The sequence below is a fragment of the Myxococcaceae bacterium genome (genome assembly GCA_016000045.1).
Taxonomy (GTDB): Bacteria; Myxococcota; UBA727; order UBA727; family JABDBI01; genus AER2-1.
This window is the reverse complement of the sequence record JAECQY010000007.1, coordinates 55,578-71,370: the sequence shown is the minus strand read 5'-3', so window position 1 is coordinate 71,370 and position 15,793 is coordinate 55,578. Positions and strand designations below refer to the sequence as shown.

17 protein-coding genes are annotated in these 15,793 nt (G+C 45.7%); 10 read left to right on the top strand and 7 right to left on the bottom strand.

What is annotated here, in order from left to right; genetic code table 11:
• Nucleotides 1–165: 165 nt before the first annotated feature.
• The 5 genes from I8H75_04990 to I8H75_04970 all read left to right on the top strand — a co-directional run bounded on the left by I8H75_04990 (nt 166) and on the right by I8H75_04970 (nt 4,949).
• On the top strand, nt 166–795 hold the full coding sequence (locus I8H75_04990; GenBank protein ID MBH2006681.1) for a DDE-type integrase/transposase/recombinase: 630 nt from the start codon (nt 166–168) through the stop codon (nt 793–795).
• A gap of 16 nt (nt 796–811) precedes the next feature.
• The gene (locus I8H75_04985; protein ID MBH2006680.1) at nt 812–1,009 is read left to right on the top strand and encodes a transposase; all 198 of its coding nucleotides are present in this window, start codon (nt 812–814) and stop codon (nt 1,007–1,009) included.
• Between the two features lie 247 nt (nt 1,010–1,256).
• Nucleotides 1,257–4,004: a hypothetical protein gene (locus I8H75_04980; protein ID MBH2006679.1), complete on the top strand. Its 2,748-nt coding sequence runs from the start codon at nt 1,257–1,259 to the stop codon at nt 4,002–4,004.
• A gap of 87 nt (nt 4,005–4,091) precedes the next feature.
• On the top strand, nt 4,092–4,484 hold the full coding sequence (locus I8H75_04975) for a hypothetical protein (GenBank protein ID MBH2006678.1): 393 nt from the start codon (nt 4,092–4,094) through the stop codon (nt 4,482–4,484).
• A gap of 225 nt (nt 4,485–4,709) precedes the next feature.
• On the top strand, nt 4,710–4,949 hold the full coding sequence (locus I8H75_04970; protein ID MBH2006677.1) for a hypothetical protein: 240 nt from the start codon (nt 4,710–4,712) through the stop codon (nt 4,947–4,949).
• Between the two features lie 9 nt (nt 4,950–4,958).
• On the opposite strand, the gene I8H75_04965 is transcribed toward I8H75_04970, so the two are convergent.
• Entirely contained in the window at nt 4,959–5,138 is a 180-nt protein-coding gene (locus I8H75_04965) for a hypothetical protein (GenBank protein ID MBH2006676.1), read from the bottom strand.
• A gap of 354 nt (nt 5,139–5,492) precedes the next feature.
• On the opposite strand from I8H75_04965, the gene I8H75_04960 reads away from it, so the two are divergent.
• Entirely contained in the window at nt 5,493–6,287 is a 795-nt protein-coding gene (locus I8H75_04960) for a Fic family protein (GenBank protein MBH2006675.1), read from the top strand.
• A 17-nt stretch (nt 6,288–6,304) separates the two neighbouring features.
• Here I8H75_04960 and I8H75_04955 read toward each other — a convergent pair whose 3' ends face one another.
• From I8H75_04955 to I8H75_04930, 6 genes are read right to left on the bottom strand one after another with little or no spacing between them, the layout of a single operon-like run.
• Nucleotides 6,305–7,363 (bottom strand): AI-2E family transporter, encoded by a 1,059-nt coding sequence (locus tag I8H75_04955; protein MBH2006674.1) that lies wholly within the window; start codon nt 7,361–7,363, stop codon nt 6,305–6,307.
• Nucleotides 7,364–7,417: 54 nt separating this feature from the next.
• Nucleotides 7,418–8,236 (bottom strand): hypothetical protein, encoded by an 819-nt coding sequence (locus I8H75_04950; protein ID MBH2006673.1) that lies wholly within the window; start codon nt 8,234–8,236, stop codon nt 7,418–7,420.
• Nucleotides 8,227–9,495, bottom strand: a complete 1,269-nt coding sequence (locus tag I8H75_04945; GenBank protein MBH2006672.1) for a hypothetical protein — start codon at nt 9,493–9,495, stop codon at nt 8,227–8,229. Before I8H75_04945 ends, I8H75_04950 begins: the two co-directional genes overlap by 10 nt.
• A 43-nt stretch (nt 9,496–9,538) precedes the next feature.
• The gene (locus tag I8H75_04940) at nt 9,539–9,817 is read right to left on the bottom strand and encodes a hypothetical protein (GenBank protein ID MBH2006671.1); all 279 of its coding nucleotides are present in this window, start codon (nt 9,815–9,817) and stop codon (nt 9,539–9,541) included.
• 12 nt (nt 9,818–9,829) lie between these two features.
• On the bottom strand, nt 9,830–10,615 hold the full coding sequence (gene murI / locus I8H75_04935) for a glutamate racemase (GenBank protein MBH2006670.1): 786 nt from the start codon (nt 10,613–10,615) through the stop codon (nt 9,830–9,832).
• Entirely contained in the window at nt 10,596–11,708 is a 1,113-nt protein-coding gene (locus tag I8H75_04930; GenBank protein ID MBH2006669.1) for an N-acetylmuramoyl-L-alanine amidase, read from the bottom strand. The genes murI and I8H75_04930 overlap by 20 nt, the downstream gene beginning before the upstream one ends.
• Nucleotides 11,709–11,816: 108 nt before the next feature.
• On the opposite strand from I8H75_04930, the gene I8H75_04925 reads away from it, so the two are divergent.
• The 4 genes from I8H75_04925 to I8H75_04910 all read left to right on the top strand — a co-directional run bounded on the left by I8H75_04925 (nt 11,817) and on the right by I8H75_04910 (nt 15,785).
• Entirely contained in the window at nt 11,817–12,869 is a 1,053-nt protein-coding gene (locus I8H75_04925; GenBank protein ID MBH2006668.1) for a class I SAM-dependent RNA methyltransferase, read from the top strand.
• On the top strand, nt 12,866–13,717 hold the full coding sequence (locus tag I8H75_04920) for a tyrosine recombinase XerC (protein ID MBH2006667.1): 852 nt from the start codon (nt 12,866–12,868) through the stop codon (nt 13,715–13,717). The genes I8H75_04925 and I8H75_04920 overlap by 4 nt, the downstream gene beginning before the upstream one ends.
• Nucleotides 13,718–13,736: 19 nt before the next feature.
• Nucleotides 13,737–14,609 carry a serine/threonine protein kinase gene (locus I8H75_04915; protein MBH2006666.1) on the top strand — a complete coding sequence of 291 codons (873 nt, stop codon included), beginning with the start codon at nt 13,737–13,739 and terminating at the stop codon, nt 14,607–14,609.
• A gap of 273 nt (nt 14,610–14,882) precedes the next feature.
• Complete coding sequence (locus tag I8H75_04910) at nt 14,883–15,785, top strand: DUF1566 domain-containing protein (protein ID MBH2006665.1); 903 nt, start codon at nt 14,883–14,885, stop codon at nt 15,783–15,785.
• Nucleotides 15,786–15,793: the final 8 nt, after the last annotated feature.

Genomic DNA, 15,793 nt, shown 5'->3' with positions numbered 1-15,793 from the left:
CTCTGTTGAATAGTAAGGCCAGGTTTCCATCTTGGGGGCCTCTCAAGATCAGAGACTTCTTAGATGTTTAGTCCCAGATTGTAATGGTGTCTGTGATGTACCAAAAGCAACTTGGGAGACAATATGGGACAAATACTTCATGGATGTGCCTGAACGACAAAGGCGGTGCGTCGAGAGATACAAAATAGTCAAACGGGCCTAGCAGAGCTTGCAAGCCGATACTCTCTGAACGTTAAGACGGTTGCCAAATGGAAGAAGCGGGATTTTGTAGAAGATGTTTCGATGGGTCCTAAAAAGCGTCTATCCACAGTTTTGCGTCCAGAACAAGAAGCTGCCATTGTAGCGTTCCGTAAACACACGCTATTGCCTTTGGATGACTGCCTTGATGCTCTGCAATCCGCAATCCCAGAACTGACTCGTTCGTCTCTTCATCGATGTTTGCAGCGTCATGGGATTAGTCGACTGCCCAGCACTGTCGAGCAGCCAAACAAGAAAGAGAAATTCAAAAATTATCCCATTGGCTATTTTCATATCGATATTACCGAAGTGCATACAGAAGAAGGTAAACTTTATATGTTCGTAGCGGTTGATAGAACCTCGGAGTTCGCCTACGCTGAACTCTTAGAAAAGTATGGAAAAATAGAAGCTGCCGAGTTTCTTAAACGCCTTGTTCAGGTTGTTCCCTATAAAATCCACACCCTTTTAACAGACAATGGTATTCCATTCACGAACCGCCGAGATCAGCAATGGGCGTTGACGCCTATTTTTTCGGATCTGCCAGCAAGAAGGCATTGAGCATCGTCTGACGCAAGTGAACCACCCATGGACCCATGGCCAGGTAGAACGGATGAACCGGACTATTAAAGAAGCGACAGTGAAAAAGTATCCCTATCAGACACATCAGCAGCTTAGTCAGCACCTCAGGGATTTTCTCAATCCCTGTAATTTTGCAAAGCGCCTTAAAACTCTAAAAGGGCTAACTCCTTACGAATTTATTTTAAAATCATGAGAAAATCTGCTACAATCGTTTGTGGTTCAACCGAACTATCACAATTTCGGACTAAACATCTAACAGAATATGAGACGCTCGAGGACGTTTTAAAAGTGTTTCTCATTTTATTGAAGAGGCATAATCCGAAGCACTTGTACTCAAGCTATCTCAGTCCGGTTGAGTTTAAAGCCATCGTTACCATGGGGCCAGCTGTGAGAAACGGGGCTTTCGGAAAGATAGATTAGAAGTAGAAAGTGAGAAATATATGTTTTATTCTTTCATAAGATTATTTTGTATTGCTGTGCTGCTGTTACCATTATCTACTTCTCTTCTGCTTCATGCTGGAGGCGATAAAAACTCTTCGCATCCATCCCCTGCAGAAGAGGCTGAAGCCAGGCCCCCGCGTCCTGCAAGACCGCATTTTGTTATTAACACGATTTATTATGCATCGTCAGATTCTGATGAACCAGATTCACCTGTGATGCCTACAGAAGATCCTAGATTTAGCCAAGAGAATTTTGATAACCCACCTTTTTATTTTGTTCAAAGTAATAGCAGTCAACCTTCATCGCTTAACACTAATCCAAATCTTGAGATGCCTGTTGTTCAAGGACCTTCTAGTGTTTCACTGTTCTTGAGAAACCTCCAGAACACAGGATTTGAATCAACAGCCTCCCAAGAATTAAGCACTTTAGGAGTGAGTCTGCTTATCAATAGACCTTTTTCTCTTAGTGAAAGAAAAAACAACTTTTTTAGGAGAATACTACATCGACCAGAAACAGAGTCTCGACTTTCCGTCAAAAAAACAGGCGTTCTCTGGAGACGAGGCCAATGGTACCACAAGCAAGATATTTATCGAGAACAAGAAAAGCAATTCCAATGGATCAATGGGCAATGGGTTGAAGATAGATGGATTGAATCGAAACTCATACGATACGAATGTCTTGATGGGCAATGGCAGCAATTGGGATTAACTGATGATCCCTGGACTGGCTATAGGCTCTATGAGAGGACTTTCACCCAGCGTTTTGGTCTTGCTAGAGGTGATACTGAGCCACGTTTATTAAAGGGAAGGTGGGGCAACGAGAGTTTAATTGAACCCGCACGAGCAATTCAGGAAAATATGCTTCCCGTGATATCTGGAGATATACATATTACGCGAGTAGAGCATCGTGAATTCTGGCAAGTGCAAATCGAAGGACAGTTGTACGAAGGCAAATGGATTCCTGGAAGATGGGAAAATGATCGATGGTCCTCTGAACGTTTGATAAACGTGATGGTTGATGATAAGTCAGTTCGAAGTTTTTATTGTCAACTAAAGAGACGAAATCCTCAAAGTGCCAAAGATTTTTTGAACCGAAATGAGAAGGGTCAAATAGTGCCTTACAGATGGTTACGGCAACAACTATCACAACACCAAAATACACGAGAGCTTATCACAGAAGCTCGTGGACGTGGTGCACAAGATGTTTACATTAGCCTGATCGATAAAGATACGTTATCGTTCAATAGGATTTACAGTGGTTACACTCGATTATACTACAGAAACCACATAAATCCTCCTCAGGTTATGTCGACTGGTTATGTGTTTGGAGATTCAGCAGAATTACATCCAAATATTGTGTCTATTATTAGGCCGTTGGTTATTGGTAGCCATCTTGATAGGGAGGTACGTTCAGCGATTAACGCCTATGCGGTTACATGTGTATACTATCCAGAGCCAAACACTTGTGTTCTCGTTCCAAGAGGAAGTGCTGTATTGCCAGAGAGTTTTGAAGATGATGATTGCCCAGAAGTACAAAACCGTGAATCACCTGCATTATTGAAACAAGTTAAAAATCGCACTGCTGATCGTTTCTGGATTTTTACAGATCAAGAGCATCCGTTGGTTACGGAAGTGCCGCGAAGGGCAGCTTATTTTAAAGGCAATTCAGAACAAAACAGAAATCCTATTGAGTTTAGCGCCAGCTCTAGACAACGTAGCGGTGTATTTGCGGAACACGATTTGAGCTCCAGATTTGCAGAGGTGTCTCAATTTCATCTAGGTTCTTATCAGCTCAGCAGGTGTCTTAATATCAACCAAGGTCATGCTTTTACAGGAGCCGGTTGCGTTGGAACGCTAAATGGTAACCTGGCTGGTTTGTTTAACTCAGTACCATCTCCTTCTAGAATTGATCCTAAGATACTACCAAATGTAGACTCTCGCATGGCACTAGAGAGGGGTCTGCAGGCTGCTCAAGCAGTTGTTCAGTCTTATCGAAACCACTTAACTAATGCTGATTTTTTTGATCAAATTTTTAGTAAAGATACAAGAAATGTCTTTCTTGAAGTTCTTAGAAAAGGAATGCTGGACATTCGGTTAATTCGGGAAGCTTTGAAACAGGCAGAATCTGAACGATTGCCTCAAAGAGATTTAGTTTACGCACCGCAAGGGGAAACAGCCGAGTATTTCAAAGAATTACCAGTTTTGGGTGATGGTAATTGCGGATTCACGGCCATGGGGGTAGACCGTAATGTGGCTGTTCAGGAAGTTCTACGGGTTCTTAGGAACCCTGCACACCGACATTTCCAAAATGTGATACATGCCTTAACAGCAGAAGTCAGAGAAAACTTGGCAGCGGTTGATCCAACTTTAGTAACAGCCATTCAAGCCTATGAGCCATCTCCAGAAGAGTTGCTGGTATATATACGGCAAACCTATGGGACTATTGCGCAAGGAGGGCGAGGAGCCTTTTTGGGTTATGGATTGAATCGTACAGGAATGATGGCTGCCATGGCATATATTTTTGATGTTCAGGTTCGTGTTTTTATTCTGCGAGCCAATAATCAAGTACAAAGAGTTTTTGAACATACACCTGAAACACCTCGCAACAATGTAAATCTACTCCATACGCATGCGGTTGCAGGAGGTTCATTGAATCATTTTAATTTATTAGAGATTGTTCAAGCGCCTCAAGTGAGAATCAGTTCTACCATAGCAGCGATTCCCGCCAAAATAAATTATGGCTTTTAGACGCGCTGTAATAAATGAGCTTCTCAATTACTTTCGTAAACTTTGGAGCTTATTACCAAGAAAATCAAAACGTGATCCGCCCAAGGAATGAAACCGCTTTCTAGTCCAGGCCGAAAGCAACTATCGCCCTCGGCACTCATTCAAGCTTGCTATCTCTATTTCTCCACTCAGTTTCCAACCCCTAAAAAGCACCAAGCCACTGAAAAACCTTCTTTGTTAGATTGCATCCTGGTAGGTCTGGCTGTATTTCACCTCAAGTTTCCCTCTCTGCTCCAATACGATGAACAATGCCGAAAAATCACTCGCTCGAACCTCAAGACCTTGTATCGAGTCCAAGATCCCCCTTGTGGCACCACCCTACGCGAACGCTTAGATGAGCTCTCTCCCAAAAGCCTGCGAGGCATCTTCAAAACCCTCTTCGCTTTTGCCCAGCGGGGCAAGATATTGGAATCTTACCGCTTCCAAAGTTTTCTGGGATAATTGCTGTGTCAAGCAGCTCGAAGTATTGTGTGGTGTTTTGGTCCATCCTCATCAAAAGCAAGTCATTCCCTTGGCTCCGCAGCCATTCCCGCGAACGTGGAGAAATGGCAAGGGATGCAAGAGCTGGCTCTCAAGTCTCTCGAATGATGGGATTGGTCTACAAACACCCCAACATTTTCTAGAAGGCTTAGGTATCCAAGTGCCTTGAACCCGGACACTATCTCTATGTTGATAAAACCAACAAGAAAAAAACTATCCAATCTTGGACTTAGAAAACCAAGCCTGACTTTGAATGAGCTCGGGTCCTTTGAAGTCGAACACCTTCAATTGCCGACTCTGCTTTTTCAAACTGGGTATTTGACCATTCGAGATTATCACCCCCAAACCCAGCACATTCGTCTCTCTTTCCCCAATCGCGCCCTGGCAAGAACTGCCACGTCCTCGCGAGTGAGCTTAAGTCCATGACGTCCAATTTTAGAAGCTTGATTGGAGGTACTCTTCGTGTATTTCGAACTTTTGTACGAAACGAATAAGCTCGCTTTTGGAGCAACAGTTTAGCTGCGACTTAATTTTCTCAATTCGATGTTCTATGGTTCGTTTGGCTCTGAATACTCGTTTTGCAATTTCATTCGCACTATACCCTTCTGCAACCAATTTTAAAGTGTTCCACTCTTCCCTTGAAAACCGTAGCTCTGGTTTGATTTTGAGTTCTTTGATGAACTCAGGTTTTCTATTCCAAACTCTATATGATCCAATGAGTCTATTTTTATAAAATTAATCTCCAATAATATTAATTATATTCACTAAGTTTTCATCTAAAAATTAAAAAAGTGAACTATTATTTTCTAAAAATGCTCTCGCGAAAAAACGCAAATCGTCAATCTGAGAATGATAGCCAAAGACTTCTGCTGTCGTTTTTGAGATCCTCCCACAAACGAAATTGGCTCACAACCCGTATCGGTCAATCGTCAGATGCGCGATCGAGCTTAAGTCGATTAAATTGAAAAAATGTTTTTCGAATTTGATGATTTCGACGTTCGCGAACGATTTTACACGGTTGAGGAGAGAGTCCAAAAACTGAAGCATTTGCTGAAAAAAAAGCCTTCTGAGTATGCCGATAAATTTCAAGATCTGTGTACAAGAGCTTACGTTTTTCACGATTCTGCTCTCGATGGGCAGGTGTTGAGCCATGAAGATATTCAGCAAGCATTCACCGCTCAATTTCGCCCGATGGTGTTTCGGAGTCGAGTGATGCAGGAGATCCAAAATCATCAAAAACTTTTTCATGCATTCTGTCACTCTAAGGGCAACACGCGATCTGAGAACCAGGTGTATCAATCGAATACGATTGAGTATGAAGAGGTCATACGCATGCATCATGAGCTGTACGAGAAAGTAGGTCGGAAGAATCTGGGCCAATTTCGAAAAATCATTCCCCTTCATGGAACCTATTTTCACGATCTTCTTGCGCCGACTCAGATCAAGTCCAGGCTTCGTGCGTTGTGCTCTCAAACAAAAGACTCTGAATTTAGGGCTCAGCATCCGATTAATCAGGCAGCGATGTTCCACTTTGAATTCATGCAAATATTTCCGTTTTCGGAAGGTTCCGGAAAAATTGGTCGAATTTTTATGAATGGCTTTTTGAAGCAAGGTGGATACGATTCGGTGATTATTCACAGCAGCGAGAGACAGCGCTACTATGAAGCACTGCGAGACGGAAAAGAGTCTCTTCGTGAATTTATTCTAGACAACATGGAATCGGGATTGGATTCTCAGTTTAAGCTTGTAGAATCGGTCCAATAGCGAAGCCGATATCCGCTTCATTCGGCATGCGCTTTCACGAGCAGGTATTGAAATAGCGTAATCAAGATGCTGGTGATCGGGACGGCCAATAAAGCCCCTACGATTCCATAGAAATGTTCGCCGGAGACCAGAGCTAAGACAATGAGAACAGGGTGAATTTGAGCGGAACTGCCCATAATTTTAGGATTCAAAAGATTGGCTTCCAAAAGATGGATCAAAGCGATCCATCCTACCGCAAGCACCGCGGCCAAAGGAGAGGTTAAAAAAGCAACCAAGGCGATCGGGATGGTGCTGATAATGCTTCCAAAAATCGGAACCAAAGAAAAAATGCCAGCCAATGTTGCTAGAATGAGCGAGAATTTGACTTTTAGCAGCAGTAAACCTGCCAAGGTGAGCAGGGCGTTGACGAGGCAAATAATGAGCTGACCTCGTACGACCCCGGATAATCCAACATCCACTCGCGCTAAAAATGCACTCAGTGTCGCGTGATGTTCTGGCTGAACGAGACGATCCACAAAACGTCGAATTCGTCCGGTATCCACGAGAATAAAGGCTGTAATCATCAGCACAAGTGTGCAGTTAAATACAAAGTGCAGGATGCCTCGAATCAGTTGTTGAAGTTCAATGACGATGTTGCTGGATTGTGCGCGAATGAATTCGGATAAATCGGTCAGCGTTTGGTGAAGTACTTCCAATAAGTTGATGTCGTTGATCGGGATCTGGTAGTATCTTAAATAATAATCGATCTGAGCGGCCAGTTGATGGAGGTCGGTTTCTCGCAGCGAGTGAAGGGTCTCGTTGGTCGTTTTGGCAAGTCTCAAAAATTCTTGGTAGAGCTCCGGTATAAACAGCGTTGAAAACAGATAAATTCCGATTCCAAGCACCGAATAAATAATGAACACGGCACTCCAGCGCGGTAGTCGGATTCGACTCACGAGCGGATCCAACACGTAAGCGAGTAAGACTGCCACAAGAAAGGGAAGCAAGACCTCGCTGAGAGCCCATAGCACCAAAACAATAGACGCCCAAATTCCGGCAAGTAGGACGGTCGTTCGATTTTTCTTAAAGCAATCCATTCTCCGATTACCCTCTGACGTTTTATGAGCTGAATTTCAATCCCGTACTGAAATTTATCTTCGATGTGAGCTCGTGTTGAAACACTCTACCAGTTTATGCAACTCAGGGTGGTATTGATAACCGGCCGATCCCACTAAATACCCTTGGGCAACCAAGATGTTTTCGTTGGGTTCGGAGCTGGCTGGCTCTACGTTGTAAACCCGGCCAAAGTACTCTTTGTCTTCGATGGATTCAATGGGGTCCTCCGTGCCATCCAACTTCAGAAGACGGTCGTGCTTGGAAAGGAGCGAGGCTTCTTTGATCTGGCCTAAATGAGTCACAATCGGGTGATTTTGGGTCACTTTTAAGATTCCGCCTGACATCATTGTGAGGATTCGGATGGATTCCCAAGCTTCTTTCCAGGATCGGCTAAACGATTGGATTGGGACTAAGTCAAATTGAGGTGAGTGCCAATCAGAACCCTTCCTAAGGACTTGAATATGCGTGATATTTTTTTTCAGGGCCTCTTCAATAGGGAGATACCCCTGGCCAAAGAGAAGGCGTTGATCGGGAGTATAACAGGCGGCAATGCAGAACGTTTTGAGTTCCCAATCGCCACAAGCGCTTTCGGGTTTCAGCGGGCCCTGCCAAGAGTTCTGTGCTGGGCTGTAAACCAGCGCGTAGCGAGTGGGACGTTTGGGGGCAAAGAATTGAAAGAATTCTTGGTGCTGAGGAAAACATTTCTGAGCCCATGCGTTTCTGGTGATCGCGTCTTGGGGATCCAAATTTTGCTCTGTGCATCGTTCCAAGACAGCCATGTACGACACATCGGCGAAGGCTTGAGTCAGAGAGAGGAGGGTCGCCAACAGGAGGGAGGAACATTTTATCGGCATAGCTTATAGGCTCCAATTTTTTGAGTGCTTGGATCAAGAATGGGGGCAAGTTTCATACGTTCTAGTTCTTCAAGCTCTTCTTCATCAATTTGATTTCCATGAAGCGCTTTTTGTCGAAGTTTGTCGCAAAGAGAGAGGTGGTTCATGGGCCATACGATTTTGCTGAGATGGCAGCTTAAGGGCTCGCACTGATCCAAAGAAGCGTGACAGAGATCGGCGGCTTTTAGAATTGCTTTGAGATACTGCCCGTATTCATGATATCGGTTTGTGTAGGTCTGATGCTCGAGCGTTGAGAGCACCTTGGAAGGACCATCGCCTTTTGGGGTCAGTATCTGTGCCAGGCGTGTTCGAATGCTATTCGCTTCTTCGTGCTGATGATAGAGCTGGGCCAGCACGCGCTCTCTTTGGTGCAGCAGGGCAGGAGTGCCGCCGAGCCAGCCAAAGGAAGCCATCGAAGCAGAGACGTACTCAACGGGAACGGCTTTGGATTCGTCAAGCGTTTTCATGTATCGTTCGAGTGTTCTTTGAACGTTTTCCAAGTCATCGGCATGAATGGCCAAATTAGCAAGCTCGGTAATTCCGGAACCTCCAATGGCGTAAAAAGAAAGATTGACTCGGTTTAGTCGAGAAGCTTCGGAAACAAAGCGCTCGTAACGCGTTTTCAAGCTTGCATCAAAAAATAGAGCCGATGTGGAGGCTTCGAAATGCATCTCGAGTCGGCGCCTATCTTCTTGATTGACGTTTTCGACCGAAAAAATAGCTGCGACCATCACGGCTCGACGTTCTTGACGGATAAATTCGGTTCCACATTGTCGCGCAAATTGCTCAAATTCGCGCTGCTCAATCAAGTGCTTGGCCAATGGATTTAATTGAGGATTTTGAATCACATAGCGTCCGTATTCCGATTTTCCTAAGATCATCCAGGTGATGGAGTCGCTGTGAAGTCGGTGCTGAGAGAAATAGCTTGCTCCAGCACTCAGATGAAAGAACAGGCTTCGAGCGGAAAGGCTTGAAGAGATGTTGAGTCGGTCAAAAAGCTCTTGTTTGCTTTTCACGAGACTTAACGAATATTCCGTTTTAATGGCACTATTGCCATCTACGTGAACGCGTTCTTGAAACTCAATGCAATTCGCAAAGGCTTGGTCTGGAAAACGAGGATCAAAACCGGCTCCTAAGAAAAGAGCGTTCGAAGGGTGGTAAGTATACGTTCCTGAGACTGCAGAGGTACTCAGCCAAAGAAGCACGAGAAAACGGTTCATGGAGCGAGTATCGAGGGAACCGCTGAAATGTTTCTAGTTGTCGTTAGTTCTTAGTTCGATAGAAAATGATCAAAATGGAAACGATGGTGCAAGAGGTCAGGCTGAGAATGGACCCCAGTAGCAAAATTTCATCATTTCGAATCACGGCGTGACAAATCGTTAATCCGTTCAAGAGGGTAAATCCGCCAAATGTTGCCAGAGAGATCCCATGAGAATTTTTTTGACGAAATAAGTGGAGTATTTGAGGTATGAATAAAAGTGAATTGATAATCACTCCGATTTCAAATGCCGTTTCAATGATGTTGTGTAGTGTGCTATGCATTTTTGAATACGTTTAATCGACCGAAATCAAATCCGGAATTGGGATCGATTGTCCTAAAAATTGAGAAGCGACTTTCTGAAAACGCTCAGGCGCATCGGTCACGAAATAACGAGCCTCGCCCCTTTGATGGAGACAAGGGCTAAACTTCAGATGATGGGCTGTTGCGTGACCGCTGTCGATCCAGATCGTCTTGTGGGGCAAGGACGCCTTGAGCGTGGGTAAGAGTAAAGGGTAGTGGGTGCAACCTAAAATGACGGCATCGGGGAGGTACGGCAGCTGGCGCAGATAGTGTTTGGAGATGGCCTGAGCAATGGGTCCCTCGGTTAAGCCTTCTTCTGCCAGCGATACAAAAAGGGGACAAGCCAATGGGTAGATTCTGCCTTCGAAATTTTGCTTCTTGAGTTCACGTTCGTAAGCTTTTGAACGAATGGTTCCAGCGGTGGCCAAGATGGCGATCGAATCAAGATGCACGTGCGAAAGCGTTTCAGAAACTCCCGATTCGATGACTCCGACGACCGGGATTTCTAATTCGTCTTGAAGAGCCGAGAAGGCGTGGGCAGTCGCTGTATTGCAGGCGATGACCAAAAGCTTCAGCTCAGCCTGTTTCATCAAAGCCTTCGCGCAGGCCAAGGCATATTTGAGGACAGTCTCAGGACTTTTGGTTCCATAGGGCAGCCTGGCTGTATCGCCCAAATAAAACAGCGATTCGTTCGGAAATTTTCTTCGAATGGCGCTTAAAACAGTTAGTCCGCCCAGGCCCGAATCAAAAACACCAATGCTACGAGGATCGTTTTGCATACTCAATCTGTGCGACTCTTTCTTCGGTGAAACGTTGAATGCCTTTGACGATTCCTTCCGCCAACGCGTGTTGGTAAGGGTCTTGCTTCAGCCTTTTTTCGTCTGTGCTATTGGATATGAATGCCGTTTCTATCAAAATAGCAGGCATTTTAGCTCCCATGAGAACGTAGAAAAGGGCTGATTTGAGGCCCAAGTTTTTGGTGTCGTTCCAACGGCTGATTAAGTTGGTGCACAGGCTATTCTGCACCAGATTTCCAAGCTTGACGCTATCGCTCACACTCGACTTCATGGCTAAGTCGGCCAAGATGTATTCCAGATTGGATGTTTCGGATTCGGTCATGGCGTTTTCGCGGGCTGCCAAACGCAAAGCATAGCGATCGTGTGTGGTATTCAGATAGTAGGTTTCGACTCCTTGCGTGCTTCGATTCAGAGAAGCATTGACATGGACCGACAAGAATAGATCGGCTTTTTTGCTGTTCGCAAACTGCGTTCGCTCGGGAAGGCTCAGCGTTTTGTCGGTTTCGCGAGTGAGGTACACTTGAGTTCCTGGTAAATCGCGTTCTAATAAGAGCTTAAGTCGTTTGGAAACCGCCAAGGTAATGTCCTTTTCACGCAGGCCCTTTCGCCCAATGGCTCCTGGATCATCGCCTCCGTGACCGGGATCGATTACAATCGTTAAGGCTTTGAACGGGGTGCTTTCCGGTTGACTAGAAGCAGGTTCAGGAGCGGATAGTTCTTGGGGAAGACTCAAAGATCGCTTGGCCTTAGAGGCAGGCCGAGAAACTTTGACTTTGAGGCTTAGTTTGGGATTTCCGCTGACTTCGCTGACAATTCGAACGGTATCTCGGTTGTGTTGAGCGATTCGAAGTTGAGCAACTTGTTTTTGTTTCGAAATCAGGGTGCGCGGGACTTGCGGGCCGAGCTTGGCTGGTTTTAGATCGAATATGAGGCGCTTTTTATGGGTCTTATCTTTGCTCCGCACGGTTTTTTGAACCTGAACGGAATGGTTTGCTTCTACCTCAATCAAAGAGCCATGCAGAGTCACGCTCTCAATTTGGCTCACCATGGCCAAGGTCAATAAAAATGCAAACATCCCTCTAGCATGTTCAAAATTTCAAAGAATCGCAAGTCCTTGCCTAATCCGCAGCGTTTGTTAGACAATGAAGATGTTTAAAAATAGCCCAAATCTCCGGGTTTGTGTGTGAACCCTTCAGAAAATCATGGAATTGTCGACACCGTTGCCTTCGGGGGTAATGGTGTGGTTCGAGAGTCCGGTAAAGTCGTCTTTGTTCCCTTTGTGTTGCCAGGCGAGTCTGTTTCTTACGAAATCGTTCGTTCAAAAAAATCTCACGCTTTCGCTCGATTACGCGAAGTATTGGTGCCGAGTTTTGCTCGGGTTGACCCTCCGTGCGCGTATTACGAGCGCTGCGGAGGCTGCCAATTGCAGCATGCTGCTTATTCGGAGCAGTTGCGAATCAAGCAGCGCTTTGTGGAAGACGCGCTTCAGCGAATCGCTCAGATCGAGTGCCAAGTCAAGCCTATTATTGGAACCGATCGAATCTGGAATTATCGAAACCGAATGCGCTGGCATTATCGAGGCAAAGAAAAAGGCCTGATTGGAGTGGATGGTAGGACTTTTGTTCCGATTCGTTCCTGCGCGATTGATTCTGGAAAAGCTTCTGAAGTCGAACAGGATGTTTTTATCCAGGCGCACCCGGAGCAAAGCAGTCGACTCTATGCGGATATTTTGGAGCGAGTGAATCAGCTTAAGCTTTCTCGAGTGCTTGATTTGTATTGTGGGATCGGAATTTTAACCCAAAAATTGGCGCAATCTGGGCATGCAGTGACTGCCCTCGAACTCAACTCCAAAGCGATTGAAATCGCCAAACGCCAAGATAGGCAATCGTTGGTTCGTTGGATCTGTGCGGATGTTCAGGAGGTCTTAGAGGACTGTTTAAGGGAATCGAAACCCGAAGTTGTGTTGGTGAATCCGCCGCGGACCGGGTTGACGCAAGAGGTCGTTCGCTTATTGGCGCAGCACCGCCCCAAATACCTGTTCTATACTTCCTGCATGCCTCCAACCTTGGCTCGAGACTTGAAAGATTTACTGGATGCGGGTTATCGGATTGATTCTTGCCAGCCTTATGATCTTTTCCCTCAAACGACTCATGTGGAAACAGTGGTTCAGCTAAGTGCGAATACTTTGCCTTCACACAGCAAGCAAAATGCTAAGATCGACGAAGAACACGGATGAAAGATCGCATCGAAGAATTTCTACGGTATCTCAAACACACGAAAAATGTTTCTCCGCATACCTGGATCGCCTACCGGAACGACCTGCTGCAACTGGCCGAGAGCCTGCCTGAAATCGACCTTCCCAGCCTAAACCACCATCACGTTCGCAGCTTCTTGGCCGGACTTCGTCGAGATCATCAAACCGCTTCGGTGGCGCGAAAGCTGAGTGCGGTTCGCTCCTTTCTAAAATGGTGTGTGAAACAAGGATATTTGCTGAACTCCCCAGCGGATTTACTTGAATATCCCAAACTGCCTCAATCTTTGCCCAAGAGTGTGTCAGTAGAAGAGGCCTTTGCTTTATGCGACAACCCGCCCGCTCAAACGCGCGATCGAGCGATTCTGGAGCTGTTTTATGCAAGTGGACTGCGGGTATCGGAGCTGGTTTCTCTAAACGTGGAAGATGTTGATTTGGCTTCCAAAATAGTCCGTGTGATGGGAAAAGGTCGAAAAGAAAGACTGGTTCCTTTTCACGAGAGGTGTCGGGATTCTCTTGGGCTGGTCATGGCAGGTTTGGCTGGCAAGACGCCTTTGTTTATGGGTCAGCAAGGTAGACGGATGAACGTTCGAGTGGTTCGGCGACTCTTGGCGGGTTACGGAAAATCATTGGGTATTTCAGGAAATGTATTTCCGCACCGGTTACGCCATGCGTTTGCTACGCATTTATTGGAAAATGGAGCTGATTTAAGAGCCATTCAGGAAATGTTGGGGCATGCTTCGATTTCGACCACTCAGCGCTATACGGAAGTAAATCTCGATTATCTCATGAAAGTATACGACAAATCGCACCCGCATGCAAAATTAAAATGATGTATGATAATATCGGTCAATGGATCGATATGAGATAGATGGATTCACCGGTCAGGTGTGCAAAACAGGGGTTTTTCTAGCCAAAGACAAGAAGTTCGGGAAACAAGTTGTTCTGAAGCTATTTTGCCATCTGGGCCCGATGAATCGAGACTCGCTTTTGCATACTGGAGCTCAATTACAAGCACTCCATCACTCCCATGTGGTTCAATTTCTGGACTGTGGAGTGGATGAGGAAGCGAACGTTTATTATGTTCAAGAGTATTTAGATGGCAAGCCACTCAACGAGTTGGTACCATCTGGGCAGGGTTTAAGCTTCGAAGAAGCTTGGCCGATCGTATCCAAGTTAGCCGATGCTCTTCAAGCGGTTCATTCTTTAGGTGTTTTGCACTTGGATTTGAAGCCTGCCAACATTCTCATGGTGAAGGGAGAACCAAAAATAATCGATTTTGGAGCCCTAAAATCCGAAGAAGGCTTTTTTCAAGGAACGCCAGGCTATGTGGCACCGGAGATCATTCGGGGAGAAATAGCAACGGTTCGTTCCGATATTTACAGCTTCGGGGCTCTACTCGCGTACATGTTGACGGGTCAGAAACTCTATTCAGGCGATTCACCAAGCCATATTTTGGCTCATCAACTCAATTATGAAGCAGCTTGTTTTTCGAACGAGCCGCTGGGAGTTGTTATCGCGCGTGCCACCAGGATGAATCCAAATCGACGCTACGCTTCGATTGAAGAAATGCAGAAACCGCTGGCTCTCTATGCGCATGAGCGAGGGCTTTCGCAAAAAGAGCGCAGTGAGAACCTTGTGCAATCGACTTTTGGGCGTTGTGTGATGGGTGCTTTAATATTGGCGACGATCGGGATTTATTATTTTCTTCTGAGTTCGATTTAGCAGGGCACGGAACGATTATTTGTAACCTCGGAAAGAGGCTGAGATTGCAGTTAAATCGGGCTGTTGAGTACTGATCTTGTGCTGAGCTGGTTTTGAAGGATGGATCAAAATTGTTTTAAAATAACCTCGTGAAAAATAAAGTCTTGCAATTAAAAAGTGAGAGGAGTACGCAATGCGCAGTGATTCTTGAATAAAGGAAGGTGGCGTGTGACTCATGTTCGGCTTAAATCTTTTTTCGTCGTTGCAATCTTGCTAGGTCTCTCTATTCCTGTGGTGGCCTCAGTTCATACAGGATCTGCTCTTGTTGAGGTTGATAGCGACTTAGAACATGGACAGAAAGTCTGGTCACGTAAAGCTTATCAAGATTCAACGATGCAGTGGGGTCGTTATCGAATATCTGGAATCTACAAAGGTCTGGTTATTTTGGATGATTTTACTCGCTTGCATTGGCAAAATCAAGGTTCAAGCACTCCGATTTCTTGGTCTCAAGAGGCTTCGCCCGGTAGCGCGCAGCGTTATTGCGATCGGCTAAGCCAGGGAGGGTACACCGACTGGCGTGTGCCGAGCGTTTTGGAGTTGCAGTCTCTTGTGGACTATACGGTGTTTTTGGGCCCAATGATCAATTCCATTGCGTTTCCGTTCACACCAGCCGATTTTTTTTGGGCGTCTTCAGACAACGCTGCTTCGCCGAATTATGCTTGGGGAGTCGATTTTCGAGGAGGTAGCACGCAAATGCGCGAGGGAAACTCCAGTGGCTATTTGCGCTGTGTACGGGGCTCGTACCCATCCACGGCCGATCGATACGTCAATGAGAAAGGCTCTCCTCTAACGCCTTCGAGCGAGCAAGTGAAAGATCGGGGAACGGGGTTAATCTGGCAGCGTGGAATCCTCAGTTTAGCGAATCAAAGTGCGGCGTCGGGTTATTGCGAAACATTGAAACTCGGGCGTGCTTCTTGGAAGCTTCCAACGATCAAAGAACTGGGTACTTTGGTCAATAATAAGCTTTTTGATCCAAGTCTTAATAAAACCGTATTCCCTGGCCCTTCTCTATTGTCACTATGGTCTTCCAGCCGAGACTCCAAAGGTGTTGGGCTTTGGTATCAACGGTTTTTTATCGGAGAAACCGGAGTCACACCTCTCGAATTTCCTCTTTTTGCTCGTTGCGTACGGCGTTAATCGGTCGG